Consider the following 26,929-nt stretch of genomic DNA (forward strand, 5'->3'; position numbering starts at 1 on the left):
CGTTCCACACCCATTGACGTCATCATCCGCCTTGTGCGCAAATTGCGCACTGGAGCGGATGATCCAGTACGCCGCGGCCTCTCGGTTCACGGCGCCGTCTCGGAATACTGGATGCCCCGCCTACGCGGGGCATGACGATGAGAAAATGATCTCACCCACCCTCCCCGCTGAGCTAAAAGCAGCCCTCGACGGCAAGCTCCAGGGCTTCTCCCGCACCGACGCCGCACAGCGCTCGCAAAAAATCTCGACCGCCTATCGCGCAGGCGGCACCTCCGGCACCATCAAGTCGGAGGCCGACGCGCTCGCCTATGCGCTGGCGCGGATGCCGGCAACCTATGCGGCCGTGGCGGCCAGCCTGAATGCGCTGACCGAGATGGCGCCGGATCTCGCCCCGGAAACCCTGCTCGACGTCGGCGCAGGCCCGGGCACCGCGAGCTGGGCCGCTGCTGAAGCCTTTCCGTCGCTGCAAGATTTCACCCTGCTCGACGCCAACGCCACCCTCAGCCGTCTCGCGCTCGAACTCGCGCATGACAGCACGCGGCTCGCTGATTGCCGCTATCTGCCGGGCGACGCCGGCACCAACCTCGCGGAAGCCTCGCAAGCCGATCTCGTCGTCGCGAGCTACGTCATCGGTGAGCTCAGTGAGACCGATCAGCGCAAGCTGGCGGAAACGATGTGGGCCAAGGCCCGCCACGCGCTGGTCGTGATCGAGCCCGGCACACCGGCCGGCTACGCGCGCATCCTCGCGCTGCGCCAGCAGCTGATCGCGCTAGGTGCCTACGTCGCCGCGCCCTGCCCGCACGAAAAGCCCTGCCCGCTCACGGCACCTGACTGGTGCCATTTCAGCCAGCGCCTCCCGCGCTCGCAAGCGCACCGGCAGATCAAGGGCGCCGACGTGCCGTTCGAGGACGAGCGCTTCATCTACATCGCCCTGACCCGGACAGCGCCCGCAACACGTGCCGCGCGCGTGCTGGCGCCGCCGGATGTCGGCAAAGCCGAGATCACCGCAAAGCTCTGCACGGACGGCGGCCTCGCCATCACCAAGGTCCCGCGGCGCGACAAGGCCGGCTATGCAAGCGCCCGGCGCTGGCGCTGGGGCGACGCGGTCATTGCCGAAAGTTAACTTCGTCGGACGCTTTTGCCTTGAACTCGGATGGTTCCCCATTCGACCAAGTCTTACCTTCCTCTGCGCCGGGCTCTCGTCCTGTGCCAATTTGGTCTAGGCTGCGCCCGCCTTCTTCCCCCTTCAGGAGTTCTCCATGTCGACCGGCTGGATCGTTCTCGGCGTCATCGTCGTCCTCGTGTTCCTGGCGTTCAGCGCCTACAACCGGCTGGTGGCGCTGGGCCAGCGCGTCGGCCAAGCGTTTGCCGATATCGACGTGCAGCTCAAGCAGCGCCACGATCTGATCCCGAACCTGGTCGAGACGGTGAAGGGCTATGCCTCGCATGAGCGTGGCACGCTCGACGACGTCATCAAGGCGCGCAACTCGGCGATGTCGGCGCAGGGGCCGGCACAGGTATCCGCCGCCGAGAACCAGCTCTCCGGCGCGCTCGGCCGGCTGATCGCGCTGTCCGAGGCCTATCCGGACCTCAAGGCCAACGCCAACTTCCAGCAGCTCGCCAGCGAGCTCTCCGACCTCGAGAACAAGATCGCGGCCAGCCGCCGCTTCTTCAACAACGCGGTCCAGGAATACAACACCGGCATCCAGCAAATGCCCGCCGCCCTGTTCGCCGGCATGTTCGGCTTCACCAAGAAGGACTTCTTCGATCTCGGCGCCAGCCGCACCGAAGTCGAAGCCACTCCGCAGGTGAAGTTCTGAGTTGAGCCGATAGGCCGGCAGGGCATCGCGTCATGGCCGCGTATGGTCTCTACACGCACATCGCCTCGAACAAGTTTCGTTCGATGCTGCTGCTCGCCGGCCTGTTCATGCTGGTCTACGTGCTGGTCTATGCCGGCGCGCTGGTCGCGGAAGTCGTCATCAACAGCAATGGCACTGTCGCCTACTATCTGAGCCGCGCTTTCCACGACCTCATCGTCGCCGCGCCGTTCGCCACGATCGCGGCGGCGGCCTGGATCGTCATCGCCTATTTCTTCCACCAGTCGATGATCGATGCCGTGACCGGCGGCCACGACGTCACCCGGCAGGAAGAGCCGCGGCTCTACAATCTGCTCGAGAACCTCTGCATCTCGCGCGGCATCACGATGCCGAAGCTGAAGATCATGGAGAGCCCGGCGCTGAACGCGTTCGCGACCGGCCTCAATCCGCGGCAATATTCGATCACCCTGACCACGGGTCTCCTCAATGCGCTTGATGACAAGGAGATCGAGGCGGTGCTGGGCCACGAGCTGACCCACATCAAGAACGGCGACGTCCAGCTGATGGTCGTCGCCGTCATCATCGCCGGCGTGGTCGGCTTCTTCGGCGAGTTGTTCTTCCGCCTGTTCACGAGCTTCAACTGGAGCTCCGGCTCCGGCGGCTCGTGGTCGTCGGGCTCGTCCTCATCGTCGCGATCATCCTCGTCATCGAGCGACAGCAAGAGCTCTGGCGGCGGCGCGGTGATCGTGATCATCATCGCGGTCGTGTTGATCGTGGTGGCGTGGCTGTTGTCGCAGGTGGTGAAGCTCGCGCTGTCGCGTTCGCGCGAATATCTCGCCGACGCAGGCTCCGTCGAGCTGACGAAAGATCCGGACGCCATGATCTCGGCGCTGCGCAAGATCGAGAACCGCGGCGAGCTGCCGGGCGCGACCTCGGCGGTGATGGAGCTCTGCGTCGACAATCCGCGCGAGGGCTTTGCCGATTTGTTCGCGACCCATCCCTCGGTGCAGTCCCGGGTCGACGCGCTGGTCAAGTTCGCCGGCGGCCATGATCCCGGCCCGCTGCCGCCGCCCGACGAGGCGGACGAGCCTGAGGCACAGGTTGAGCGGCAGGACGGCCCGCCGCCGTTGCGCCAGGGGCCTTGGGACGATGCAGGCGGCTCGGCCAGTCCGCCGCCCGTGCCCGCACCCTCCGGAACTGCAGCCGGCAATCCGATGGGTCCATGGGGCCGTCGTTAAGGGCGGGATTTTAAGCGACTTGCGAAGAGTTGCGTTGCGATTGGGAAAAACCTCGGAAATTGCCACAACCATAGGCCGAGGATTTGAATTCTCCCTTGTTTCTGCCATGTTCGCGCCCAACAGCAGACTTGGGACATCGATTTGGGGCCCGACCGATTGCAAGGCGCAATCGGAGGGCGCGTTAGGGGACAGCAATGGCAAAGCCGGCAGTGGTTGTGGTGGGCGCGGACAAGGGCGGGGTGGGCAAGACCACGGTGTCGCGCACCTTGCTCGATTATTTTTCCGCCAACAACGTACCGACGCGCGCCTTCGACACGGAGTCGCCGCGCGGAACCCTGAAGCGCTTTCACCCCGAGATCACCGAGATCGTCGACATGATGACGACCTCGGACCAGATGAAGATCTTCGACACGCTCAACGCGGCGAGCCCGTCGGTGACCGTGATCGACGTCCGCGCCGGCCTGCTCTCGCCGGCACTGGCCTCGCTGCGCGACATCGGCTTCCTCGACGCCGCCAAGGCCGGCCAGATCACCTTCGCGGTGTTCCACATCCTGGGCCCCTCGATCGCGTCGCTCGACGAAATCGCCGAGACCGCGGGCTTCATGGGGGGCGCAAAATATTTCCTGGTGAAGAACTTCATCAACGACACCCAGTTCTTCCAGTGGGACCAGGCGACCTACAATTCCTACTTCCACCGCATCAAGGACGCGACCGAGCTGACCATCCCCAAGCTCAACGAAATGGCCTATGAGCAGGTCGAAGTGTCCTCCGTCCCGTTCCTGAAATTCGTCGCCAACAAGGGCATCAACGACGAGGCGGCGAACTATTCCTTCGTGCTGCGCGGCTATGTCCGCCACTGGCTGGCGAATGTCTGGAGCGAATTCGACCGGATCCGGCTGACCGACATCGTCGGTTCGAAGCCCGCCACCCGCCACAGCGAAAAATAGTTGCAGAGCCCGGGCGGATACGGCTGGATTGGGCGGTGAGTTCGCCTGATATAGCTGTCGATGCCCGCGACGCCCCTTTACATCATCTGCTCGCCCCGCCCGCAGGTCGGCAAGACGCTGCTGGCGCGGCTTTTGAGCGAATTTTTGTTGCTCAAGAACGGCGACGTCGCGGCCTTGGACGTCAACCTGAAGGAGCCGTCGCTGCTCGACTATCTGCCGAAGGTCACCGAAACGGCTGATGTGATCGACACCTACGGCAAGATGCAGCTGATGGACCGCGTCATCGTCGATGACGGCATGGCCAAGGTGATCGACCTCGGCTTCCACGCCTTCGACGAGTTCTTCAAGATGAGCGACGAGATCGGCCTGTTGAAGGAGGCCGCGCGCCGCCACGTCGCGCCGATGATCCTGTTCGTGGCCGATACCGATCGCGTCTCGGCCCGCGCCCACGAGATGCTGCGCGGGCAGATCCCGCCGATAAACCTGATCACGGTGGACAATGAGCACATCGTGCGCGGCGAGCTGCCGGCCGCGATGGCGACCGGGCGGCTGTTCCGCCTGCCCGCGCTACCCGGCTTCCTCAAGACCTATATCGATCGGCTGAACTTCTCCTTCACCGGCTATCTGCGCCAGGAGAAGGACGCCTCCACCGAACTGCACCAGTGGACCCGGCGGAACTACCTCGCCTTCCGCGAGCTCGAGCTCAGCCTGATCCTGCAACGGTCCTGAGGCGATAATTTTACCCGGATAATATTGACTGCGTGCCCGACCAGGCCTATTGAGAGGCGGACATCGGTATCCCTCTCAGCAAGGTCCCACCCCCGTGAGCATCAACCGGAAGGCAGCCATCGCCGCCTACAAGGAGCGCAAGACCATTGCGGGCATCTACGTCGTCCGCTGTGCGGCATCGGGCGAGGCCTGGGTCGGCCAGGCGCCGAACCTACAGACCATCCAGAACCGCATCTGGTTCTCGCTCCGCCAGGGCAGCCACACCTGCCGTACCCTCCAGGCTGCCTGGAACACGCATGGCGAGGCGGGCCTGACGTTCGGCGAATGCGAGCGTCTGGAAGATGAGGAGACGGACTACGTCAGGAACGCGCTCCTGAAGGAGCGCATGCTGCATTGGCGGTCGGCATTGAAGGCCGAGGCGATCTGACGATCGCCGGGGGCGCCGACGGGGCTCAATGCCCTTCGAACGTCATTAGCGTGCGCACCGGCACGTCCATCGCGCGCAGCTTGGCGGCACCGCCGAGATCCGGGAGGTCGACGATGAAGCAGGCGGCGACGACATTGGCGCCGATTTGGCGGAGGAGCTTCACCGCGCCTTCCGCGGTGCCGCCGGTGGCGATGAGATCGTCGACCAGGATGACGCGCTCGCCGGGCTGGATCGCGTCGACATGCATCTCCATCTCGTCGATGCCGTATTCGAGCGAGTAGGCAATGCGCACGGTGGTGTGCGGCAGCTTGCCTTTTTTCCGGATCGGCACGAAGCCGGCCGAGAGCTGATGCGCCACCGCGCCGCCGATGATGAAGCCGCGCGCCTCCATGCCGGCGACCTTGTCGATCTTGTTGCCGGCCCAGGGATTGACCAGCTCGTCGACCGCGCGGCGGAACGCGCGCGCATCCGCGAGCAGCGTGGTGATGTCGCGGAACATGATCCCCGGCTTGGGATAGTCGACGATGGTGCGGACGCTTGCCTTCAGATCGTGGTCAAAGGTCATTGGTGCCTCTCAATCAACGCGCGCATCCAGCCGGAACGCATTCTCGACAATCCTCAGGCCCACCTCGCCGCTGAGCGACATCAGCGATTCCGGATGGAACTGCACGCCGGCAACCGGCAGCGTCTTGTGCTCGAGCGCCATCGCGACGCCGTCCTCGGTGCTGGCGGTGACATCAAGCACCTCGGGCATGCTGTCGCGCTCGACATAGAGCGAGTGATAGCGGCCGATGACGATCTCGTTCGGCAAATTGCGCATCAGGCGCCCGCCGCGCACCTGCACCCGCGAGGGCCGGCCGTGCGCGGGATGCGTGAGCTGACCGAGCGCGCCGCCGAAATATTCGCCGATCGCCTGCACGCCGAGGCAGACGCCGAACACCGGCAGCTTCTTCTCCAGCGCCGCATCGATGGTCCTCTTGATCCCGAAATCTTCGGGCCTGCCTGGTCCGGGCGACAGCACCAGCAAATCCCACCTCTTCCGCTTGAGCATGTCGAGCGCATGCACATGGCGGACCACGGTGACGTCGGCGCCGACCTGGCGGAAATAATCGGCCAGCATGTGCACGAAGCTGTCGTCGTGATCGATCAGCAGCACCTGCTTGCCCGAACCGGTCGCATCGGGCGCGAAGGCCGACAGCGGCTTTGGCGGATCGCCGCGCAGCGCCTGGAACAGGGCTGCGGCCTTGACCTGGCACTCGCGATCTTCGGCCGCGGGATCGGAATCGAACAGGCAGGTGGCACCGACGCGCACCTCGGCCAGACCATCCTTCATGCGGATGGTGCGGATGGTGAGGCCGGTGTTGATGCTGCCGTCGAAATTCACCGCGCCGATCGCGCCGGCATACCAGCGCCGCGGCGAACGCTCGTGATCCTCGACGAACTGCATCGCCCAGAGTTTTGGCGCGCCCGTCACCGTCACCGCCCAGGCATGGGTAAGGAAGGCATCGAGCGCGTCGAAGCCGGGACGCAGCATGCCTTCGACGTGATCGACGGTGTGGAACAGTTTTGAGTAGGTCTCGATCTGGCGGCGCGCCAAGACCTTGATCGTGCCGGGCACGCAGACGCGCGCCTTGTCGTTGCGGTCGACGTCGGTGCACATGTTGAGCTCGAACTCGTCCTTCTCCGAGTTCAGCAGCTGGCGGATCTGCTCGGCATCGCCGATCGCATCGGTGCCGCGCGCGATCGTGCCCGAGATCGGGCAGGTCTCGACGCGGCGCCCGTCGGAGCGCACGAACATTTCCGGCGAGGCGGAGACGAGAAACTCGCCCTCGCCGAGATTCATCAGCGCGCCGTAGGGCGACGGGTTGATGACGCAGAGGCGCTGGAACACTTCCGCCGGCGAGCGATCGCAGGGCTCGGCGAAGAGTTGTCCGGGCACCGCCTCGAACAGATCGCCGCGGGCAAACGCCGCGCGCGCGGTTTCGACGGTGGCCTGATATTCGCCGGGCGCGTGATCGGCAAAGCCCTGGCGCGGCGTCTTGAGGTACGGGCTCTCGACGGTCTCGCGCGGCAGGCCTTCGGTGGACTTGCCCTTCCACGCAAAATCGTAACTCAGCACAACGCCGCGGCCGGTGGCGCGGTCGTAGGCGAGCAGGCGATCGGGGACGTAGAGCACGATGTCGCGCTGGTCCTGCTCGCGTGCGCGCTTCTGCACGAGGTCCTCGATCTGGAACACGAGGTCGTAGGCGAAGGCGCCGAACAGGCCGAGCAGCCCGTCATCGTTGGCGGAGAAGGCGGCGACGAGATCACGCACCAGCGACATCACGCTGGCGCGCCGCGTGCGCTGGTCTTCCTCGACCGGCGCATCACCGCGGATGATGTGGCCGGCAAGCCGCGTGGCGGTCTTCTCGGAGATCACGACGCACGGCTCGCGCAGCACGTCTGCGAGGAAGGCGATCAGCACCTGGCCGCGTTCATTGAGCGCTTCCAGCTTGAAATTGACGCCAGTGGTCTCGAGCTTGAGCGGCGGATCGGAGAAGCCGAGGTCAAAGCTCTCGTAGCGGCCGGGCACGGTCGTGCCCGAGGACAGCACTACGCCGCGGCGGCGGTCGAGCAGGTTGATGAGATCGTCGAGCCTGTTGGCGCCGCCGGTGAACTGCTCCGCGACACGCGTGATCGCGAGACCGCCGCGGGTCACGTAGTCACTTCGGGCCGGGAGGGCAAAGACTGTCCTGTTCATGTCGTCCTCTTACGAAACTTGCCGAGGAAACGCCACACAGGACAAACGATCAGGCCGCCGCACTGCGTGGCGACCTTCGACGATTTTGAGAAATGAAATCGCACCGGCCACCTCTTTAGGAGGTGCGCCACCAAAGACGGGCTGGGCGGACGGCGGTGCTCATGGGGCGGATACTCACCATGGCTCGGGGACGGCGTCAAGGGCGGGCCCGATGCCGTCCGAGCTCCAGGCGATCAGCCGAGATGCTTCCTGAAAAACTCCGTCGCCCTGCCCCAGGCGAGCTCGGCGGCTTCGCGGTCGTGCACGGCCTGGCGCTGCTCGTTGACGAAAGCGTGCTCGGCATCATAGCGGAACAGCTCAAGCGACTTGCCGGCGGCCTTCATGCTGTTTTCAAAGGCATCGACCAGTTGCGGCGTGCACCAGTCGTCCTTGTTGGCGAAATGGGCCTGGAGCGGGATCTTGACGTCGGCGGGCTTGGCCGCCTGCTCGGGCGGGATGCCATAGAACACGACGCCGGCCGCGAGCTCCGGAATCTTGGTCGCCCCGATGATGGTGACGGCGCCGCCGAGGCAGAAGCCTGTTAGCCCGACCTTGGCGCCGTTGCGCGACAAATATTGCGTGGCGCCGCGCACGGTCTGCGTGGTGGCGTCCATGAAATCGAGCGAGTTCATCTCTTTGCCGGCGGCGTCCGCGTCGTGATACGGCACCACCTTGCCCTTGTAGAGATCGGGCGCCAGCGCATCAAAGCCGGCGAGCGCAAAGCGGTCGCACAGGCCCTTGATCTGGTCCGACAGGCCCCACCATTCCTGGATCACGACCACGCCCGGCGCGTTGCCGCGCGCGGCGTTGGCGAGATAGCCCGAGGCGTCCTTGCCGTCAGGGCGCTTGAAGGTGATGGCGGTTCCCATGGTGTCCTCCGATGAGTTTCTGGGGGAGCGGTTGAAGGTATTTTGGCCGCTGGGAGCGCGATAGGCAATCGCGCCAAACAACACACTCTCGTGCCCAACAAAAAAGCCCCCTTGCGGGGGCCTCTTCATTTTCGTCTCGATCCGCTCAGTGGGAGTCGGCCCAGACCTTTTTCTTCGTGAAGTACATCAGGCCCGCGAAGATGATCAGGAACACGAACACCTGGAAGCCGAGGCGCTTGCGCGCTTCCATGTGGGGTTCGGCGGTCCACATCAGGAACGTGGTGACGTCCTTGGAATATTGCGCGACCGTGGTCGGCGAGCCGTCGCCATAGGTTACCTGGCCGTCGCTGAGCGGCTTCGGCATCTTGATCGCGTGGCCCGGGAAGTACTTGTTGTAGTAGGAGCTTTCGGGGATGGTGACGCCTTCAGGCACCTTGTCCTCAAAGCCCTGGAGCACCGCCGCGACATAGTCCGGGCCCTGCTCCTGGTACTGGGTGAAGAAGTCGAAGATGAACCAGGGGAAGCCGCGGCCGTAGGAGCGCGCCTTGGTGATCAGCGACAAATCGGGCGGTGCCGCACCGCCGTTCGCCGCGCGGGCCGCCTGCTCGTTCGGGAATGGCGAGGGGAAATAGTCCGCCGGCCGGCCCGGGCGCTCGAACATGTCACCCGCATCGTTCGGGCCATCCTTGACCTTGTAGTCGGACGCAAACGCCGCTGCCTGCGCCACCGAATAGCCGGGGCCGCCGGCTTCCGCGAGGTTGCGGAAGGCGATGTAGGACAGGCCATGGCAGCTCGAGCAGACCTCCTTGTAGACCTGCAGGCCGCGCTGGAGCGCGCCGCGGTCGTACTTACCGAAAGGGCCGGAGAACGACCATTTGTTGCCCGGCGGCCTGTCGCTGCCTTCGGAGGCGCGAGCGTCCTGAAGGCTGCCGAGGAACAGCGCGCCGGCGGCAACGAGCGCGATGGCGACCGAGGCCACCGCCTTGCCGCCCTTGGCCAGGATCGCCTCCGAGATCGAGTTCGGCACCGGCCGCGGCGTCTCGATGCGCGAGAGCAGCGGCAGCACGATCAGGAAGTAGGCGAAGTAGCAGACCGTCAGGACCCGGCCGGCGATCACGTAGATGCCTTCCGGCGGCTGCGCGCCGAGATAGCCGAGCAGGATGCAGACCGCGACGAAGATCCAGAAGAACTGCTTGGCCAGCGGCCGGTACTTCGACGACCTGGTCTTGGCGGCATCGAGCCAGGGCAGGAAGCACAGGATGATGATCGCCGAGAACATCCCGATCACGCCCGCGAGCTTGTTCGGGATCGAACGCAGGATCGCGTAGAACGGCAGGTAATACCATTCCGGCACGATGTGCGGCGGCGTCACGCCCGGGTTCGCCGGGATGTAGTTGTCGGCGTCGCCGAGATAGTTCGGCATGTAGAAGATGAACCAGGCGTAGAGCAGCAGGAAGCAGGCGACACCGAACCCGTCCTTGATGGTCGCGTGCGGCGTGAACGGCACCGTGTCCTTTTCCGTCTTCGGCTCGACGCCGTCAGGATTGTTCTGGCCTGCGACGTGCAGCGCCCAGACGTGGAGCACGACGACGCCAGCGATCAGGAACGGCAGCAGATAGTGCAGCGAGAAGAAGCGGTTCAGCGTCGGGTTGCCGACCGAATAGCCGCCCCACAACAGCGTCACGATGCTCTCGCCAACATAGGGAATGGCGGAGAACAGATTGGTGATGACGGTGGCGCCCCAGAAGCTCATCTGGCCCCACGGCAGCACGTAGCCCATGAAGCCCGTCGCCATCATCAGGAGGTAGATGATGACGCCGAGGATCCACAACACCTCGCGCGGCTCCTTGTAGGAGCCGTAATAGAGGCCGCGCAGCATATGGACGTAGACCGCGAAGAAGAACATCGACGCGCCGCAGGCATGCATGTTGCGCAGCAGCCAGCCGTAATTGACGTCACGGACGATCAGCTCGACCGACTTGAAGGCGAGATCGGCGTGCGGCGTGTAGTGCATCGCCAGGACCACGCCCGTCAGGATCTGCATCCCCAGCATGAAGGAGAGGATGGCGCCGAAGGTCCACCAGTAGTTCAGGTTGCGCGGGGTGGGATAGACGACGAAGGAGGAATGGACGAGACCGATGATCGGCAGACGTCGCTCGATCCATTGCAGGGCCGGATTGCTCGGCTGGTAGTCGGATGGTCCGCTCATGATGCGATCCTGAGGAAATATAACGACGAGACGGCGCGAAGCTTCGGGCGAAGGCCCGAAGCTCAGCCGATCTGGATTTTGGTGTCGGAAACGAACTGGTACGGCGGCACCGGCAGGTTCGCGGGCGCGGGCCCCTGGCGGATGCGGCCGGACGAATCGTACTGCGAACCATGGCAGGGGCAGAAGAACCCGTCGTAATTGCCCTCATGAGCGATCGGGATGCAGCCGAGATGGGTGCAGATGCCGATCACGACCAGCCACTGCTCGTGGCCCGGCTTGACCCGGGCCTCGTCGGACTGCGGATCGGGCAGGCTCGCCACGTTGACGGCGCGCGCCTCGTCGATCTGCTTCTTGGTGCGGTGGCTGACGTAGATCGGCTTGCCGCGCCAGAACACCTTGATGTCCTGCCCCTCGGCGACCGGGCTGAGATCGACCTCGATCGGCGCACCGGCGGCGATGGTCGACGCATCAGGATTCATTTGAGAGATGAAGGGCCAGAGCGCAGCTGCGCCCCCTACTGCTGCAGCTGCCCCCGTTGCAACGAATAAGAAATCACGGCGTGTCGGATGGTCCGCCGAAGACGCTGTCGTCACGATTCCAACCCTTTCTTCTTATGCTGCCGACGGAACCGTTCCGGGAGCCCCCAAGGTCCCCAAAACAGTGTGCCGGCGCCCGCGGCCCCCCGCGGCGGCAGAACTTCACTTGTCCCCACCGAAACAAGGCGAAAACAGCAGTCCAGAATCGTTCTATTGGCACCCTTGCCGGGCGAGCGCAAGCCCGCTAACGGCGTGGGGGCGTGCAATGCACGAATTCCGCAGCCAGCGATGTTTTATTGAGACATTTCCGGCCCGCACCGACCCCGATACAGCCCATGCAGATCGCGCTTTTCCAACCCGACATCGCCCAGAACACCGGCACGATTCTCAGGCTCTGTGCCTGCCTGGGCATGGCCGCCCACATCATCGAGCCGGCGGGCTTCCCGTTCTCCGACCGCTTGTTCCGCCGGGCGGGAATGGACTACCTCGATCATGTCAGCGTGACCCGCCACGACTCCTGGTCGAAATTCGAGGACTGGCGTGCGACACAGGGCTACCGCCTGCTGCTGTTCACCACCAAGGCCGCCACCGATTACCGCGATTTTCATTACCAGACGGCGGACATCCTGCTATTCGGGCGCGAGAGCGCCGGCGTCACCGACGCGGTGGTCGAGGCTGCGGATGCGCGGCTGGTGATCCCGATCACGGTGGGGCTGCGGTCGCTCAATGTCGCCATGACCGCGGCGATGGCCGCAGGCGAGGCGCTGCGGCAGCTCCGGAACCCGCAAGTTTGAGATGTTGAGGAGAGACCATTGAGTTACGCGGTCAAGGAAATCTTCCTGACCCTGCAAGGCGAAGGCGCCCATGCCGGGCGCGCGTCGGTGTTCTGCCGTTTTGCCGGCTGCAACCTCTGGAGCGGCCGCGAGGCCGACCGTCAGGAAGCCACATGCAAATTCTGCGACACCGACTTCGTCGGCACCGACGGCACGCTCGGCGGCCGCTATGCCTCGGCCGCGGAACTCGCCGACACCATCGCCGCGCAATGGACGGCTACCGCCGACAGCAACCGTTACGTGGTGCTCACCGGCGGTGAGCCGCTGCTCCAGGTCGATGCCGCCCTGATCGACGCCCTCCACGCCCGCGGCTTCGAGATCGGCGTCGAGACCAACGGCACGATTGCGGCGCCTGAGGGGCTCGACTGGATCTGCGTCAGCCCCAAGGGCGGCAGCGAGCTCGTCCAGCGCCGCGGCCACGAGCTGAAGCTGGTCTATCCGCAGGTCCTCGCCGCGCCCGAGACCTTCGAGGGCCTCGCCTTCGAGCGCTTCTCGCTGCAGCCGATGGACGGACCCGAGGTTGCCCAAAACACCGTGCGTGCGATCGACTATTGCCTGCGCCATCCGCAATGGCGGCTGAGCGTGCAGACGCATAAATCGCTCGGCATCAGATAGGATTGGTTTTCGAACAGATGTGGGAATTGACGAAATCGTTCCGCTTCGAGGCGGCGCACTCATTGTCGGGAACGACCTTTGGCGCCGCGAGCGAGGAGATCCACGGCCACTCCTTCCGCGCCGAGGTGACGTTGCGCGGCACTCCGGACCCTGCGACCGGCATGGTGGTCGATCTCGGCCTCGTCCAGCGCGCGATCGAGGACGTACGGCTCACGCTGGACCACAAATACCTCAACAAGATCGAGGCGCTGGGCACACCGACGCTGGAAAACCTCTCGCGCTTCGTCTGGGAGCGGCTCCAGCATATTGGCAAGCTCACCCGCGTCAGCATTCACCGCGACAGTTGCAACGAGAGCTGCACCTATTACGGTCCGCAGGGGTGAAATTCGTAAGGTGGGCAAAGCGCAGCGTGCCCACCAATCAGGACGACAATGAAGATGGTGGGCACGGCGCAAGAGCGCCTTTGCCCACCCTACGAGACCGGTTTTGGAATTGGATATGGACATCTCGACAATCGAAGACCGCAAGACGCGCGCCCGCGCCTGGTTCGAAGCTTTGCGCGACGACATCTGCACGAGCTTCGAGCGGCTGGAGGATGACGCCCCCCAAAGCCTTTATCCGGGCGAGGCCGGGCGCTTCAAACGCACGCCCTGGCAGCGCACCGATCATACCGGCGCGCCCGGCGGTGGCGGCGTGATGTCGATGATGTCCGGCCGCCTGTTCGAGAAGGTCGGCGTGCACTGCTCGACGGTGCACGGCGAATTCGCGCCCGAGTTTCGCGCCCAGATCCCGGGCGCGGCAGACGACCCCAAATTCTGGGCCTCCGGCATCTCGCTGATCGCGCATCTGCGCAATCCGCACGTGCCCGCCGTGCACATGAACACCCGCTTCGTCGTCACCACAAAAGCCTGGTTCGGCGGCGGCGCCGATCTCACGCCGGTGCTCGACCGCCGGCGCACCCAGGACGATCCCGACACGCTCGCCTTCCACGCCGCGATGAAGGAGGCCTGCACGGGCCCGAACGGCGTTGCCGACTACGACAAGTACAAGAAATGGTGCGACGAGTATTTCTACCTGCCGCACCGCAAAGAGGCGCGCGGCATCGGCGGCATCTTCTACGACTGGCACGACAGCGGCGACTGGGACGCCGACCTCGCTTTCACGCAGGATGTCGGCCGCGCCTTCCAGAAAATCTACCCTGACATCGTCAGGCGCAATTTCGCGAGCGCCTGGACCGCGGAGGATCGCGAGGAGCAATTGATCCGGCGCGGACGCTATGTCGAGTTCAACCTGCTCTACGACCGCGGCACCATCTTCGGACTCAAGACCGGCGGCAACGTGGACTCCATCCTGTCGTCGCTGCCGCCGGAGGTGAAATGGCCATGAGCACCGCGATGCCTCCGCTGCCGCGCGCCATGCTGATCGACATGGACGACACCATCCTGTCGGCCTACGGCCGGCCCGAGATCGCCTGGAATACGATCGCAGAAGAATTTGCCGACGAGCTCGCGCCGCTGCCGCCGCAGCAGGTCGCGACCGCAGTTTTGGCCTTCGCACGAAACTTCTGGGCGAATGCGGAAGCCGCGTGGCGGATGAAGCTTGGCGAGGCGCGGCGGCTCACGGTGCGGGGCGGCTTCGCCGCGCTCGCCGCCGACGGCCACCGCGCCCTCTCCGACGATCTCGCCGATCGCCTCGCCAACCGCTTCACGACCTATCGCGAAGAAGCGATCTTCGTGTTCCCCGGTGCGCATGATGCGATCGACGCGTTCAAGGCACGCGGCGTCAAACTCGCGCTGGTCACCAACGGCGCCGCCGACATGCAGCGCGCCAAGGTCGAGCGCTTCGAGCTCACGCATCGCTTCGATCACATCCAGATCGAGGGCGAGCACGGTTTCGGCAAGCCGAGGAGCGCGCCTATCTGCACGCGATGGAGGCGCTCGGCGTCACCGCGAAAGACACCTGGATGATCGGCGACAATCTGGAATGGGAAGTCGTGACGCCGCAGCGCCTCGGCATCTACTCGATCTGGATCGACGTGCATGGCGACGGCCTGCCCGAAGGCTCGGCCGTCAAGCCCGACCGCATCATCCGCTCGCTGACCGAACTCGTGCCGGACCAGCCGTAACCCAGGCGAAAACAAAACATCGAAAACAACCCCATGCACAGTAGCCGGCTGCTGCAATTTCAACAGCTTGCCGCAAACGCAATCCATTGCTGATTTTACGAAATCATTTGACGCGTCGGGCAAAACAGGCGCATGATGCCATCATCGCCGCGCCTGGGACGGAATAGCCCCTGGTGACTCGAGCGATCCCCCACTCGAACCTCTGCCATCGACGTTTCGGCAGTCTGTGCAAGCCGGAGCAAATTCACGGGTCCCATAGCCCGTGATCGGCCTGTCATGACGGCTTGCTAGCCTCCCCTCTCGTCGATCAACCCCGAAAGGACCATCCATGGAACTGAAAACCGGCGACGTCGTGATGCTGAAATCCGGCGGCCAGCCGCTGACCGTCGCAGAGGTGAAAGGCGACGACATCCTCTGTCTCTGGATGGGCTCGGAAGGCGATCTGTTCCGCGAGACGCTGCCGCTGGCCGCGCTCGACCGCCTGGAAGTGGAAGACCACGACGAGGATGAGGACGACGAAGAAGAGGACGACGAGTAGGCAGCCTAGGCGACCTGCGATTGCGAGAAAGGGAGACCTGAAGCCTCCCTTTCTTCACGTCTTCAGATCCGCTGATCAGAAGCGATAGTTCACACCAACGCGGGCGATGTCGAAGCTCGGCTTGATATCGACGTGAGTCGCGATGACGCCCGTCAACCCGGCCGGCGATTGAAGCGAGCCGGTCAAGTTGTAGCCTTTCGTGCCGAAACCCATGTGCAGATACTCGCCCTTGACCGACCACCCTGCCCCCAGAGCATATTCGAATCCGCCGCCAACCGTGTAGCCGATCAGGACGGCGCTGTCAGAAGCGTTCATGGAGCCCAGCGGTCCCAGGGCTAATGGGAAGAGGCTGGTGACGATACTGCCCGTTGCACTCGCACCCAGCTTGGTTTCAGCCAACGCAATACCGCCGGTCGCGTAGAGCAACGCCGGCCCAAACGCATAACCCACTCGGCCACGGAAGGTCGCGTACCAATCGGTGCTGACGGACGTGCTGCCGCTGAAATTGCCGCCGATGGAGACGGGAACAGCAATAGCCGAGTTGCCGGTGCTGGCCTTTGAATTGAGATACTTCCAATCAGCCTCAATGCCGAGCACCGTCTGTTCAATCTGCCAGTTGTAGCCGGCCTGGATACCGGCGGTGACCCCATTGCCGTTGCCGGATACGGGGTTGAAGCCATAGATGCCCGAACCGCCATTCGAGTTCACGATTGTCCCGGTGGCGTTTGACGCACCGTAGCTGCCCCAGCCATAACCAACGTTGCCGCCGATATAGAATCCCGTCCAGTTGCCCACCTGAGCGGGAGCCTTCGACGACATACGGACCGGCGTCAGATCCGCAGCCTGGGCCGTGATCGGGCCGAGAGCAACTGTCGACAGCAATGCAAGTGTAAACTTCCTCATTTCAAACCCCCCTTATTGAGCCGCCCTTGCGGCCTGCCAATCATATGAAGCAAAACCAAAGCAGCATCAAAGCGCGATTGAATGCGCGAATCAGATCGCCCAATCGTTGCGCTCGGAGCCGGCGACGCCCTTCGCTGCTCGGGGCGGACAATGCGACGCCGTGTCTGCTCTGTTTGGTGAAGCGGACCTCGAGGGACTGCCTCTCGCTGGTCGGCTATGGGCCAAAAGCAGACATCGCCTCGACAGCCGCTTGTCTATCAGACAGTCCCAACACGGGAAGATATGTTAGAATTGCCCATCATCAGAATTGGGTCGATCTTTTGCGAGCACGACACGAGTGAGGATGTTGCAGGCTATGGCTGTGTCAGAAGACAGATTACCGACTGGCGGTTTTGCTCACTTGGTCCCTGAAATGGATGTGTTCGACCTCAAACAGAGCACGACCTTTTGGTGCGACCTCCTTGGTTTCCGTATCGCCTATCAGCGGCCTGAAAGTCGATTTGTGTACCTGGCGTTTCAGGGTGCGCAGGTCATGCTCAGACAGCACAGCGGCCATTGGCAAACTGGTGCTTTAGAACGACCACTGGGGCGCGGTATCAACTTCCAAATTTTTGTCGGCTCCGTCGCGCCACTTCTCGATGCTTTGGAAAAGGCACAATGGCCGCTCTTCAGGGAATGTCACGATGCTTGGTATCGGATCGCCGGTGAGGAGCGAGGCAACAGGCAGTTTTTGGTGCAGGACCCCGACGGCTACCTTCTGCGTTTCGCGCAAGACCTGGGAAAAAGATAGCTTTTCGACCCAGCAATCCCACTTGGAGATTGTCCGCTAAGGGTCACAAGCCGGCATCGGCCCAGAGCGCTGGAACGTCTGCTAACGGGCTAAAAGGCGACATGCGGCCTGTGGAGTCGGCACCGCTCCACGCCGGGTAGCGGCCAGCTCAAAGCTCGGAGACCAATTCCACCAAGATCTGACGCAGCCACGCATGAGATGGATCGTGATCGTAGGAAGCGTGCCAGAGCAGTGAAACAGCTACGTCCTGCAAATCCACCGGAGGCTGGCTCAGGCTAAGCTTGAGTTCTGTGGCGAACAACCGAGCCAGCCGCGCGTGCATTGTCACGACGACAGGTGCGCGTGCCACCAAGGCAGGGACAGTGAGGAAGCGAGGCGTCGTCAAGACAACCGTCCGCCGCAATCCCAGTTTCTCAAGGGCGTCGTCCACCACGCCGCGCACAGTCCGGCCCGGCCGCAGGCTCGTGAGAACATGAGGTAACCGCACATAATCTTCGAGCGAGATTTGGGCGTCGGTGATGCCCGTTATCTCCGCGTTGAACATGCACAGATAGCTCTCGTTGAACAGCAGACGCCGCTTGTGGTGAATCTGGCCCTGAGGAAAGACGTCATAGCCAATAGCGAGGTCCAGTTCGTCGGCATCGAGATCATCCAGAAGTCTCGACGAGTCGATGTTGTAGAGGCGCAGATGGACGCCAGGCGCAACCTTGCGCAGGCGTGCGAGGAGAGCGGGAAGGACCAGGATTTCCATGCTGTCTGGGAGTCCGAACCTGAAGGTCCGCTCTGCCGTCGCTGGATCGAATGCGTCGTCGCGTGAGACAATCGTTTGGATTTGAGACAGCGTAGCCCGCACCGGCTCTACCAGCATCACTGCACGAGGAGTGAGGCGCAAGCCGTCGGGCCCGCGCGTCAGAAGCTCGTCGCCGAACAGGTCACGCAGGCGGGCGAGATTGTGGCTCATCGCCGACTGACCAATGCCCACGCGGCCCGCAGCTCGCGTGACGCTACGTTCGCGAAGCAAGGCATCGAGGTGAACCAGTAGGTTTAGGTCGAGATGGCTTAGATTGACGGCATCGATACCCATCATCGATCCAATCTGTTTGATCAATGAGCATAGGCCGCCCATCTTATGTGGCAAGGGAACGGAGGGCGTGGCCCACCGCCCAGCTAAAGGAGATCAACATGTCAATCCGCAGTAGCCTTTTAGCCGCGACACTAGCCTTAGCCGCTTTTGGAACCGCTCATGCAGACAGCCTTAGGCCAATTCAGACAAAGAGCATCGATCTCGGCGAGGTGTCCGGCGTCGCCTACTACACCGTTGAGCGCGATGGGTTCCATGTCGTGACGACCCTTGCTCAGGGCAAGATGGGGACGCCGATCCGCATAGTCTCTGTTCTTGCGCCAGGCCAAAGCGTTGTTCTCTCAACGTCCCAGCAGCCACGTGCGCTTGAAATCAGCCGGGCAGGCAACGAAGTGTTGGTCCGCAAGGCGGCGCCCGTCACGAACTAAGGTTCGTGCCTGGCGGGCGCGGTAATTTTCGGCGCCCGCTCTAAACCCGGAAGGCGTCAGGCGGCCCTCACGCCGGCGATGGTGAAGCGCACCAGCAGGTGATAGCTCGCCAGCATCGGCGTCGGACCTGGTGGTGAGATCAGCCGAGAGTCTTGCGACGTTCCGCGTCGACTTGAGCCCGCCATTGCTTGACGAGATCGCGCCGGCGACGGGGATAGCGTTCCGTCCTGAGCTTGATCTTTTCTATCCGATCCGCCCGGAATGAGCGGAAGTCCTTTCTCATTTCGCACCAGCCGGCAATGATGCGTCGGGAATCGAAAAAGCCGACGCCAATTGGCCAGATGATCCGCGTGGTCTTCGCGCCTTGCGGGTCGCGATACACAATGGAAAGCTTGTGTTGGTCGCGCATGGCTTGCCGCACGACGCGAAGGTCGACGGCTTCGGGCTGCTTCGACCTGCGCCCCACGTGAAAGGCACTGTCGTCCAGCTGTGTTGCAGCTCCGAGGGAAGGACCGCGCCAATTTTAGCGAGCGCGTCACGCGCCGCCAGCGCGAACTCGTCATCGGTCTGGCGAGATACCCATTGGGCGCCCAGCGCCAAGGCTTGGATTTCCTGTTCCGAGAACATCAGGGGAGGAAGGAGGAAGCCGGGTTGCAAGACATAGCCAAAGCCAGGCTCACCGTCGATTTGTGCGCCCAAGCCCTGCAAGTCGGCGATGTCGCGATAAATCGTTCGCAACGACACACCCGCCTCAGCCGCAAGGTCGTTGCCCGACACCGGGGTGCGGTGCCGCCGCAAGATCTGCATGAGGTCGAATAATCGTTGGCTCTTCGACATAGACCAAGTCTAGCACGAATCCTGCCAAAAAATGGCAGTAGGCATCGCGGGCGACGGGCGGCGGGGCTTTACTGGCCCAGACGGCATTTACATCGCCACCAGAGCCTTTCCGGCGAGCTTGTGCCCGGCTTCAAGCGCCGCGATGAGCGGGATCGCATCGTTCAGACGCACGGTCTCAGCAACTGGCAAGCGCAGCTTTCCATTCGCCGAAGCGACGGCAAGGCCGTCAAGGATATCAGCCCGCGCGGTGCAGACGATCGGCTTGAGTTTCCGGTTGAAGATCGCACGGATGAACTTGATTGGCGCTGGATTGATATCGAGATACACGCCGCCTTCGCGAAGCAGGCCAACCCCGGCGCCAACTGCCATCGTCCCGCCGAGTCATACACTACGTCGAAGCGTTCACGGATCTTCGACAGATCGGTGGCCCGATAATCGAAGAGAGGCGGACGTCCAAGTCACGGGCTCGCTGCATCGCCTGCGCACTGCATGTCCCCGCGACGGTCGCCCCGAACATCTTTGCGAGCTGCACCGTGGCCTCGCCGACAGCGCCGGTGCAGCCGTTGATGAACACCTGGCTGCCGGATTTCAGGGCAGCCTTGTCCACGAGGCCGTTCCATGCGGTGACCCCCGGCGTAGCCAGGCAAGCCGCGTCCTCGAACGAGACTGAATCCGGCCTCCTGGCGACGAAGGTTTGGGGAGCGATGACGGCTTCGCCAAGCGCGCCGCCATGCTTTATCTGCGCCATGCCGAATACGGGATCGCCAATTTTGAAGCGCGTGACACCAGCACCGACAGCGGTCACGACGCCGGAAAAATCGCTGCCCATGGCGCGCGGAAATTTCTTCCCCGTCACCATTTTGAGATAGCCATTGCGCACCTTCCAATCGATGGGATTGATGGCGGCGAACTTGACCTTGACCGCGACTTCGCCGGTCCCCGGAGCCTTCAGCTCGAAGGCTTCGAGCTCCATCGTTTCAGGGCCGCCGTAGCTGTCATATTGAATCCGTTTCATGGTCGATCGTGCCTTAGTGCGGTTGGACGGTCGCCGTGTAGGCGGCGAACGGAGTCGCGTCGTAGATCACTTCGGTCGACGCGATCTTGCCGTTCTTCACCTTGAGGAGTTCCGCGACGACGGCGTTGGCAACCGGATGGGTGTCCGCGCTGTAAACGACGACAGCCTGATCATCGTCGCCGTAGACGGCGAGAACCGTGACCTTCTTGATCATGCGGGCGAAACCCTCGTGGAATTCGCGAAACTTCTGCATGCCGGCGATCCGCCCGCGTGGCGACGTGCAAACAACGTCGTCCGCCGACACGGAAGTAATCGTATCCACGCTCCTGCTGGCGATGGCCTCGATGTAGGTCTTGGCGATCTGCAGCGCCTGGCCGTTGCTCTGGGTTTTCATCGTCTTCCTTTCAGTAAAAAATGCCCTGAAAGAAGACCTAGCGCAGGCCAGTGACAGATTCTGGCAGTAGGAAATCGGCGCAGCCGAAGGCGCCTTCGCGCCGCGAGCGGCCTGCCTCCCCTGTCCTGTCCACTGCCCCGGACCTCGCGCTCCGCCAACCTTCATTTGAATGATGACGAGACAATTGGTCGCAACCACTTTCCACCGAAAGACCTGAATGAGGTCAGGAGAGATGAGTACCTGTCCAGCATGCGGCAGTGGATCAACTGCCAAACTGTTTGAAGTGACCGCAGATCAGGCCTCTCGATCCTTCGTCAGTCCGCGCCAGTATCCGGATCGCTCTCGAAAGTTAATAAGCCACCTGTCGCTGCTCTGGGGCCGCGACACCTGCGATATCCGCAAATGCGCGGATTGCGGATTTGGATTTGCGGATCCGTTCGTCGCGGGCGGCGCCGAGTTCTATAACCTGGCCGCGCCCCACCCTTCCTATCCAACCATGAAATGGGAGTATGAGAGGACGATCGAGGAGCTGAGCGGCCTCGGCACTGCCGGAAAAACGGCGATCGATGTCGGGGCCGGGTTTGGCTATTTTCTCGATCACATCAAGGACAAACTCTTTCGCGCGTCCGATATTTACGCGGTCGATTACAACGAAGCAGCGCAACGGGCCTTGCGATCGAAAGGCTACAAGACCTTTTCGGTCGACCTTCGGGAGGATGGCTTCACTCCGATGAAGGAGGCCTTCGACATCATCTTCATGTTTCAGGTGTTCGAGCACATGGACCGGGTGGATGACGTCTTCGCGCGATTGAAATACCTTCTCAAGGCGCAAGGCTCTGTCTTCATCGCCGTGCCGAATGATATCCGAACGCACTACATGGAGGGCCACGGATCGCTCATCGACATGCCGCCGAACCACATTGGCCGCTGGACGAAGGACGCGTTTGACGCGGTATGTCGACGACACGGCCTGCAATTGAGCATTTGCGAGCGGGAACCATTCAATCTCCTGAAGTTCCTCAGGGAAGACATCGTGGACAGCTTTTTGCGCGGGGCCGAGAAGCCGGGCAGCGTCAGTGAGTTCGTGCGCGGCCTGCCGCGAAGCCAAGCGCAGCGGATTGGGCAGGCTGCGATCGCACTTGCGCTTGCACCGTCACGCTTGCCTGCATGGGCCTACGCGGCCAGGAACTCATCGACGCTGGGCAGTGCGCTCTGGGTGAAGATCGACAAAGGCGCGTGACGAGCGGCCACGGTCGAACGGGCCGCTCGCCGCCGCAGCGCCTGCTGGCTCATCACCTGCTCTTCGGTCTGATGGCGTCAACAGTTCCCTGTATGAAGGCCTGGAGTTTGCCGACGCCCCCTTCCGTCAACTTGCCGCTGAAATCCGGCATGCCCTGGTCGCGGAATGGACCGTGGAAGAGGATATGCCTCAGATTGGTGATCTCTTCGGCGCTGGCGTAGCCGAGATTGATGATGTTGCCGCCGCGGCCGACGCCAGGCACGCCGTGGCAGGCGACGCAGGCTGCCGCGACATAGATCTCGCCGCCTTCCCTGATGTCCTTCGGATCGTACTTCACGCCCTGCAGCAGACCTTCGGTCTGATATTTGACGAACGCTGGCAGCTGCGCCGTGCCGCCGAGTGCGTAGGTGTAGATCGTTCCCGGGTTCTGGTACTCGGTCGCGCGGTGCGTCAGGCCGTAGGAGCCGCCCCAGCCGACCGCAATCGAGATGTATTGCCTGTCGTCGACCATGTAGGTCGCGGCGGCCGCCACCGCGCCGGTGCCGGTCGGCATTTCCCACAGCTTGGTTCCGTTTGCCGCATCATAAGCGACGAAGCGGCCATCCGCCGTCCCCTGGAAAACCAGGTTGCCGGCGGTGGTCAGCGTCCCGCCGTTCCACGGCGACACGTGCTCGACGCGCCAGACCTCCTTTTGATGCACCGGATCCCAGGCGAGCAGACGTCCGAATGGGGCCGACTTCGGAGGGTTGAAAACGAAACCGATATTCCCGCCCAGCAAGCCGCCGAGCTTGCCCGGCGCAGCAGCATTCTGCACGAACGACTTTTCCGGCGACAGATTGACCGGGATGTGCTGCGCCGGAAGGTAGACGAGGCCGGTCAGCGGATTGAACGACATCGGCTGCCAATTGTGAGCCCCGTCCGGTCCCGGAATCGACTCGTATTGATCTGCGTCGCGCGCCGCCGGAAGCTCGATCGGCCGGCCGTTGGCCGTCGTATCCCGTCGCCCAATTCACATCGACAAAATTCTTCGCCGAGATGAACTTGCCGTTGGTGCGATCGATGACGAAGAAGAAGCCGTTTTTCGGCGCGTGCAGGATCACCTTGCGCGGCACATCGTCGATCTTGATGTCGGCCAGGATCATCGGCTGGGTCGATGTATAGTCCCAATTGTCGCCGGGCGTCTCCTGATAGTGCCAGACATACCGGCCCGTGTCGGCGTTGAGCGCGACGATCGAGCCCAGATAGAGATTGTCGCCACCCGACGGACTGCGAAGCTTGCGATTCCAGGGACCGCCGTTTCCCGTGCCGACATAGACCATGTTCAGATCGGGATCGAACGTGATCGAGTCCCATGGCGCGCCACCGCCGCCGTTGATCCAATACTTCCCGGCTGGATCCCAGGTCTTCGCCGCGGCTTCCATCGAAGCGTCTTCAAATGGCTTCGATGGATCGCCGGGCACGGTGAACCAGCGCCAGAGTTGCTTGCCCGTCTCGCTGTCGTACGCCGTGACATAGCCGCGCACACCATACTCGGCACCGCTCTGGCCGATCACGACCTTGCCGTTGAAGACGCGCGGCGCGCCGGTGATCGTGTAGGAATGCTCGTGATCGATCAGCGTGTCCGTTTCCCAGAGCTTGGCTCCGGTCGCGGCATCGAGCGCGATCAGGCGTGCGTCGTAGGCGGCTTCGAAGACCTTGCCCTTGTAGAGCGCGAGGCCACGGCTGACGGCATCGCAGCAGCCGCGATAGGTCTTCGACCGGTCAACACCCGGATCGAACGACCAGATTTTTGTCCCGGTCCGCGCGTCAATGGCATGGACCACGTTCCAGGGTGCCGACTGATACATGATGCCGTCGACGACGAGGGGCGTTGCCTCGATGCCGCGCGATGATTCCAGATTGTAACTCCAGACGAGCCCGATATCCCTGACGTTGTCAGTGTTGATCTGATTGAGCTTGCTGAACCGCGTTTCGGCGTAGTCGAGGCCGACGGTCGGCCAATCCCTGGATCTCTTCGTATTGGCTTCAATGAAGGCACTGTCGACTCTCGAGATATTCGCCTTGATGCGGTCCGGCTTCGCGTCGGTCCCGGTCTGCGCCCATGCACTGGAAGGGAGGGAAAGACCCAGGAGAGCAGGAAAGAGAACAAGAACGGCACTGATTTCACGGAAGGCAATCTGAATCCTGGACCGATTGCGCGACTTTTTTTCAGGCCATTGGCACTCTGTGTTGGATCGTCCCATGCCTCACCTTCCTCCGTGCATGTCGAGACCACGATGCGTGCGCATGCCTGCGCCCGCTTCCGTTGATATGAAGTCTCAAACCTGCCTCGACGGTGCTACTGAAGCATTTCAGTCCTGACACGCCCGATTGCAGTTGTAAGAAAGCGTCTCCTGCTTGGCCCACCGGCCCACGGCCGTCATCGGCGGAAATCTTTCAACCCTCGGCAGTCGGGATCGGGCGTTTCGACTAGCATTTGGCGGCGTGCAAGCATCGGGACGGAATGTCCGTCCTTGAAAGGACATCGCGAACGCCAATCGGACCGGAGTCATCTATGCGATCAGCGACCTTGCCGCAGCCGAGATCATCACCAGCCCGCCGGTGATCACGGCGACGTCGAGGATCGCCGTGTGGATATGCACCGGCATGCGTTCGACGAAAGCTTTCGCGAGGAATGCGCCGGGGATGGCAATCGCGCCGATCAGCAGCGCGAAGGCGAGCACTTGCGCGGTGACGGCGCCGGCGAGGCCGAACACCGAGATCTTGATGAGGCCGGTGCCGAGCGAGATCATCGCATCGGTCGCGATCACGGCGGCGCCTTCGAGGCCCGCGGCCATCAAGAGCGAGAGCAGGATCACGCCGGAGCCGGAGGTGCCGCCGACCAGCACGCCGTAACCAACGGAGCCGGCGGCAAGGCCGGTGTCGCCGATCCTGACCTGGCGGCGGCGGAGCACGCGGCGCAGCGGCACGCTGAGGATCAGCATGGAGCCGATCACGAGCGCGGCGCCCGCATTGGTCAGCCGCGTGTAGCCGTAGGCGCCGAGCGCGGTCGTCAGCGCCGCACAGGCGAGCACGATCAGCGCGCGGCGGCGATCGGCATAGCGCAGATAGGCGAGCGCGCGGCTTGAATTGGTGAAGATCGCGGAGATCGCGATGATCGGCACCACGGGCTCGGCGCCGACCAGCGGCACCAGCACGAGCGGCATCAGCGCGCCGGTGCCGTAGCCGGCGAGACCACCGATGATCGAAGCAAACAACGCCATCAACGCGACCAGCAGGAGCTGAAGGATCGAGATGTCGGCGAAGCCTGAGACGATGGTCACGTTCTCTCATCGCGGCTGACGCGTGCCGCTGCTTGGTCGGCGATGGAAGCGAGCGCGGCTTCCTCTAGGGGAAAATCCGCCGCAAGCCAAGCGTCCTCGGCAAGCGTCAGCACATGCCCGAGCGCGGGTCCCTCCGCCATGCCGCGGGCGATGAAGTCGGCGGCGCGAAGCGGAAATTTCGGCGCAATCCAGCGCTGCGGCAGCTCGGCGAGCGCGCGCCAGCGCGACGATCCGACGTCGCCGCCGGCCCGCGCCCAGCCGAGCAACACGCGATCGTGATAGCGCTCCGCGCCGAGCCGGTAGAGCAACCGCCGCGCATTGGCCTCGTCCTTGGTGGCGAAGCGCCACCAGCGGTGCCCCATCGAATCCAGCGCCTTGCTTTCTACATTGGAGAGCCGCAAGCGCGTGGCGACGCGCTTGGCATCTTCGGTCACGGCGACCGTCAGCGCGGCGAGCCGCCGCGTCTTGCTTGCCGGCAAGCCAAGCGCGCCCTCGATCGCGATCATGGCCGACAGCGGCCCGGTATAGACGACGCCTCCGCTCAGCGCTTGCAGCAACCCGCCATCCGCCATCGCGACCGCAGCGTCAGAGGCACCGTGAGCGACCAGCAGCTTCAGCATCTCCATGCGCACCCGCTCGGCCGACAGGCTCGCAAGACCCGCGCGGCCGCGGATGCAGGCGAGATAGCCGTCGCGGTCGGGCTCGCCGGCCCCGAAGGCGGCGTGGATGCGGAAGAAGCGCAGGATGCGCAGGAAATCCTCGGCGATGCGCTGGTCGGGATCGCCGATGAAGCGCACGCGCCGCGCGGCCGCATCCGCGATCCCGCCGACATAGTCGTAGACGACGCCCATCGCATCGGCCGAAAGTCCATTCATGGTGAAGTCGCGGCGCTCGGCGTCCTTCACCCAGTCGCGGCCGAACGCGACCTTGGCCTTGCGGCCGAAGGTCTCGGTGTCCTCGCGCAGCGTCGTGACTTCGTAGGGTTGGCTGTCGATGACCAGCGTGATGGTGCCGTGGTCGATGCCGGTCGGCACGCTCTTGATGCCGGCAGCCTTGGCGCGCCGCATCACCTCGTCGGGCCGCGCCGTGGTCGCGATGTCGATGTCGCCGGGCACGAGACCGAGCAACGCATTGCGCACGGCGCCGCCGACCACGCGCGCTTCCTCGCCGTTGCCGTTGAGCAGCGTCAGGACGCGCGCCGTCCCGCCGGAGGTCAGCCAGGGCGCATTGGCGAGTAACGGCTCTGCGCTCATGGT

At 63.4% G+C, this 26,929-nt stretch carries 24 protein-coding genes and 4 pseudogenes; 15 read left to right on the forward strand and 13 right to left on the reverse strand.

Going from position 1 to position 26,929, the window contains the following annotated elements; all coding sequences use genetic code 11:
• Positions 1–145: 145 nt before the first annotated feature.
• The 6 genes from HAP41_RS36070 to HAP41_RS36095 all read left to right on the forward strand — a co-directional run bounded on the left by HAP41_RS36070 (position 146) and on the right by HAP41_RS36095 (position 5,158).
• Positions 146–1,123, forward strand: a complete 978-nt coding sequence (locus tag HAP41_RS36070) for a small ribosomal subunit Rsm22 family protein (protein WP_166085438.1) — start codon at positions 146–148, stop codon at positions 1,121–1,123.
• A gap of 136 nt (positions 1,124–1,259) precedes the next feature.
• The gene (locus HAP41_RS36075; RefSeq protein WP_014497379.1) at positions 1,260–1,820 is read left to right on the forward strand and encodes a LemA family protein; all 561 of its coding nucleotides are present in this window, start codon (positions 1,260–1,262) and stop codon (positions 1,818–1,820) included.
• A gap of 32 nt (positions 1,821–1,852) precedes the next feature.
• Positions 1,853–3,055, forward strand: a complete 1,203-nt coding sequence (locus HAP41_RS36080) for a M48 family metallopeptidase (RefSeq protein WP_166085422.1) — start codon at positions 1,853–1,855, stop codon at positions 3,053–3,055.
• Between the two features lie 194 nt (positions 3,056–3,249).
• Complete coding sequence (locus tag HAP41_RS36085) at positions 3,250–4,002, forward strand: P-loop NTPase family protein (protein ID WP_071916170.1); 753 nt, start codon at positions 3,250–3,252, stop codon at positions 4,000–4,002.
• Positions 4,003–4,062: 60 nt separating this feature from the next.
• On the forward strand, positions 4,063–4,731 hold the full coding sequence (locus tag HAP41_RS36090; RefSeq protein ID WP_166085401.1) for a hypothetical protein: 669 nt from the start codon (positions 4,063–4,065) through the stop codon (positions 4,729–4,731).
• Between the two features lie 94 nt (positions 4,732–4,825).
• A complete protein-coding gene (locus tag HAP41_RS36095) occupies positions 4,826–5,158 on the forward strand; it encodes a GIY-YIG nuclease family protein (protein WP_166085385.1) in 333 nt (110 codons plus the stop codon).
• A gap of 25 nt (positions 5,159–5,183) precedes the next feature.
• On the opposite strand, the gene HAP41_RS36100 is transcribed toward HAP41_RS36095, so the two are convergent.
• From HAP41_RS36100 to petA, 5 genes are all read right to left on the reverse strand, one after another.
• Positions 5,184–5,723, reverse strand: a complete 540-nt coding sequence (locus tag HAP41_RS36100; RefSeq protein WP_038943444.1) for an adenine phosphoribosyltransferase — start codon at positions 5,721–5,723, stop codon at positions 5,184–5,186.
• A 9-nt stretch (positions 5,724–5,732) separates the two neighbouring features.
• Entirely contained in the window at positions 5,733–7,898 is a 2,166-nt protein-coding gene (locus tag HAP41_RS36105; protein ID WP_166085324.1) for an anthranilate synthase component I, read from the reverse strand.
• Between the two features lie 233 nt (positions 7,899–8,131).
• Positions 8,132–8,806, reverse strand: coding sequence for a dienelactone hydrolase family protein (locus tag HAP41_RS36110; RefSeq protein WP_166085320.1), 675 nt, complete (start codon positions 8,804–8,806; stop codon positions 8,132–8,134).
• A 145-nt stretch (positions 8,807–8,951) separates the two neighbouring features.
• A complete protein-coding gene (gene fbcH / locus HAP41_RS36115) occupies positions 8,952–11,015 on the reverse strand; it encodes a cytochrome b/c1 (RefSeq protein ID WP_166085313.1) in 2,064 nt (687 codons plus the stop codon).
• Between the two features lie 62 nt (positions 11,016–11,077).
• Positions 11,078–11,608: a ubiquinol-cytochrome c reductase iron-sulfur subunit gene (gene petA / locus HAP41_RS36120; RefSeq protein ID WP_063985148.1), complete on the reverse strand. Its 531-nt coding sequence runs from the start codon at positions 11,606–11,608 to the stop codon at positions 11,078–11,080.
• Positions 11,609–11,886: 278 nt separating this feature from the next.
• On the opposite strand from petA, the gene HAP41_RS36125 reads away from it, so the two are divergent.
• The 6 genes and pseudogenes from HAP41_RS36125 to HAP41_RS36150 all read left to right on the forward strand — a co-directional run bounded on the left by HAP41_RS36125 (position 11,887) and on the right by HAP41_RS36150 (position 15,662).
• On the forward strand, positions 11,887–12,345 hold the full coding sequence (locus HAP41_RS36125; protein ID WP_166085273.1) for a tRNA (cytidine(34)-2'-O)-methyltransferase: 459 nt from the start codon (positions 11,887–11,889) through the stop codon (positions 12,343–12,345).
• Positions 12,346–12,363: 18 nt separating this feature from the next.
• Positions 12,364–12,999: a 7-carboxy-7-deazaguanine synthase gene (gene queE / locus HAP41_RS36130; protein ID WP_166085249.1), complete on the forward strand. Its 636-nt coding sequence runs from the start codon at positions 12,364–12,366 to the stop codon at positions 12,997–12,999.
• A gap of 17 nt (positions 13,000–13,016) precedes the next feature.
• A complete protein-coding gene (locus HAP41_RS36135) occupies positions 13,017–13,382 on the forward strand; it encodes a 6-pyruvoyl trahydropterin synthase family protein (protein ID WP_028153666.1) in 366 nt (121 codons plus the stop codon).
• A gap of 115 nt (positions 13,383–13,497) precedes the next feature.
• Positions 13,498–14,385: an oxygen-dependent coproporphyrinogen oxidase gene (hemF, locus tag HAP41_RS36140; protein ID WP_166085231.1), complete on the forward strand. Its 888-nt coding sequence runs from the start codon at positions 13,498–13,500 to the stop codon at positions 14,383–14,385.
• Positions 14,376–15,124 (forward strand): annotated as a pseudogene (locus tag HAP41_RS36145) (HAD family hydrolase). Before hemF ends, HAP41_RS36145 begins: the two are co-directional and overlap by 10 nt.
• Before the next feature lie 328 nt (positions 15,125–15,452).
• Positions 15,453–15,662, forward strand: a complete 210-nt coding sequence (locus HAP41_RS36150; protein ID WP_166085197.1) for a YodC family protein — start codon at positions 15,453–15,455, stop codon at positions 15,660–15,662.
• 75 nt (positions 15,663–15,737) lie between these two features.
• On the opposite strand, the gene HAP41_RS36155 is transcribed toward HAP41_RS36150, so the two are convergent.
• Positions 15,738–16,565 carry an outer membrane protein gene (locus tag HAP41_RS36155; protein ID WP_166085192.1) on the reverse strand — a complete coding sequence of 276 codons (828 nt, stop codon included), beginning with the start codon at positions 16,563–16,565 and terminating at the stop codon, positions 15,738–15,740.
• Positions 16,566–16,908: 343 nt separating this feature from the next.
• On the opposite strand from HAP41_RS36155, the gene HAP41_RS36160 reads away from it, so the two are divergent.
• Entirely contained in the window at positions 16,909–17,355 is a 447-nt protein-coding gene (locus HAP41_RS36160; RefSeq protein WP_224580650.1) for a bleomycin resistance protein, read from the forward strand.
• A 148-nt stretch (positions 17,356–17,503) separates the two neighbouring features.
• Here HAP41_RS36160 and HAP41_RS36165 read toward each other — a convergent pair whose 3' ends face one another.
• The gene (locus HAP41_RS36165) at positions 17,504–18,439 is read right to left on the reverse strand and encodes a LysR family transcriptional regulator (protein ID WP_135216926.1); all 936 of its coding nucleotides are present in this window, start codon (positions 18,437–18,439) and stop codon (positions 17,504–17,506) included.
• 98 nt (positions 18,440–18,537) lie between these two features.
• On the opposite strand from HAP41_RS36165, the gene HAP41_RS36170 reads away from it, so the two are divergent.
• Entirely contained in the window at positions 18,538–18,864 is a 327-nt protein-coding gene (locus HAP41_RS36170) for a hypothetical protein (RefSeq protein WP_166085162.1), read from the forward strand.
• Between the two features lie 139 nt (positions 18,865–19,003).
• Here HAP41_RS36170 and HAP41_RS36175 read toward each other — a convergent pair.
• The 3 genes and pseudogenes from HAP41_RS36175 to HAP41_RS36185 form a co-directional block, all read right to left on the reverse strand.
• Positions 19,004–19,701: pseudogene (locus HAP41_RS36175) on the reverse strand (helix-turn-helix transcriptional regulator).
• Between the two features lie 87 nt (positions 19,702–19,788).
• Positions 19,789–20,716, reverse strand: a pseudogene (locus HAP41_RS36180) (NAD(P)-dependent alcohol dehydrogenase).
• A gap of 13 nt (positions 20,717–20,729) precedes the next feature.
• The gene (locus HAP41_RS36185) at positions 20,730–21,110 is read right to left on the reverse strand and encodes a nuclear transport factor 2 family protein (RefSeq protein WP_085402511.1); all 381 of its coding nucleotides are present in this window, start codon (positions 21,108–21,110) and stop codon (positions 20,730–20,732) included.
• Positions 21,111–21,393: 283 nt separating this feature from the next.
• On the opposite strand from HAP41_RS36185, the gene HAP41_RS36190 reads away from it, so the two are divergent.
• The gene (locus HAP41_RS36190; RefSeq protein ID WP_166085147.1) at positions 21,394–22,350 is read left to right on the forward strand and encodes a class I SAM-dependent methyltransferase; all 957 of its coding nucleotides are present in this window, start codon (positions 21,394–21,396) and stop codon (positions 22,348–22,350) included.
• Between the two features lie 52 nt (positions 22,351–22,402).
• Here HAP41_RS36190 and HAP41_RS36195 read toward each other — a convergent pair.
• The 3 genes and pseudogenes from HAP41_RS36195 to HAP41_RS36205 all read right to left on the reverse strand — a co-directional run bounded on the left by HAP41_RS36195 (position 22,403) and on the right by HAP41_RS36205 (position 26,926).
• Positions 22,403–24,593 (reverse strand): annotated as a pseudogene (locus HAP41_RS36195) (PQQ-dependent dehydrogenase, methanol/ethanol family).
• Between the two features lie 309 nt (positions 24,594–24,902).
• On the reverse strand, positions 24,903–25,673 hold the full coding sequence (locus HAP41_RS36200; RefSeq protein WP_028158256.1) for a sulfite exporter TauE/SafE family protein: 771 nt from the start codon (positions 25,671–25,673) through the stop codon (positions 24,903–24,905).
• Positions 25,670–26,926 carry a CCA tRNA nucleotidyltransferase gene (locus HAP41_RS36205; RefSeq protein WP_166085115.1) on the reverse strand — a complete coding sequence of 419 codons (1,257 nt, stop codon included), beginning with the start codon at positions 26,924–26,926 and terminating at the stop codon, positions 25,670–25,672. The genes HAP41_RS36200 and HAP41_RS36205 overlap by 4 nt, the downstream gene beginning before the upstream one ends.
• Positions 26,927–26,929 lie beyond the last annotated feature (3 nt).

The sequence above is a fragment of the Bradyrhizobium barranii subsp. apii genome (genome assembly GCF_011516635.5).
In the GTDB taxonomy this organism is placed as follows: Bacteria; Pseudomonadota; Alphaproteobacteria; order Rhizobiales; family Xanthobacteraceae; genus Bradyrhizobium; species Bradyrhizobium barranii.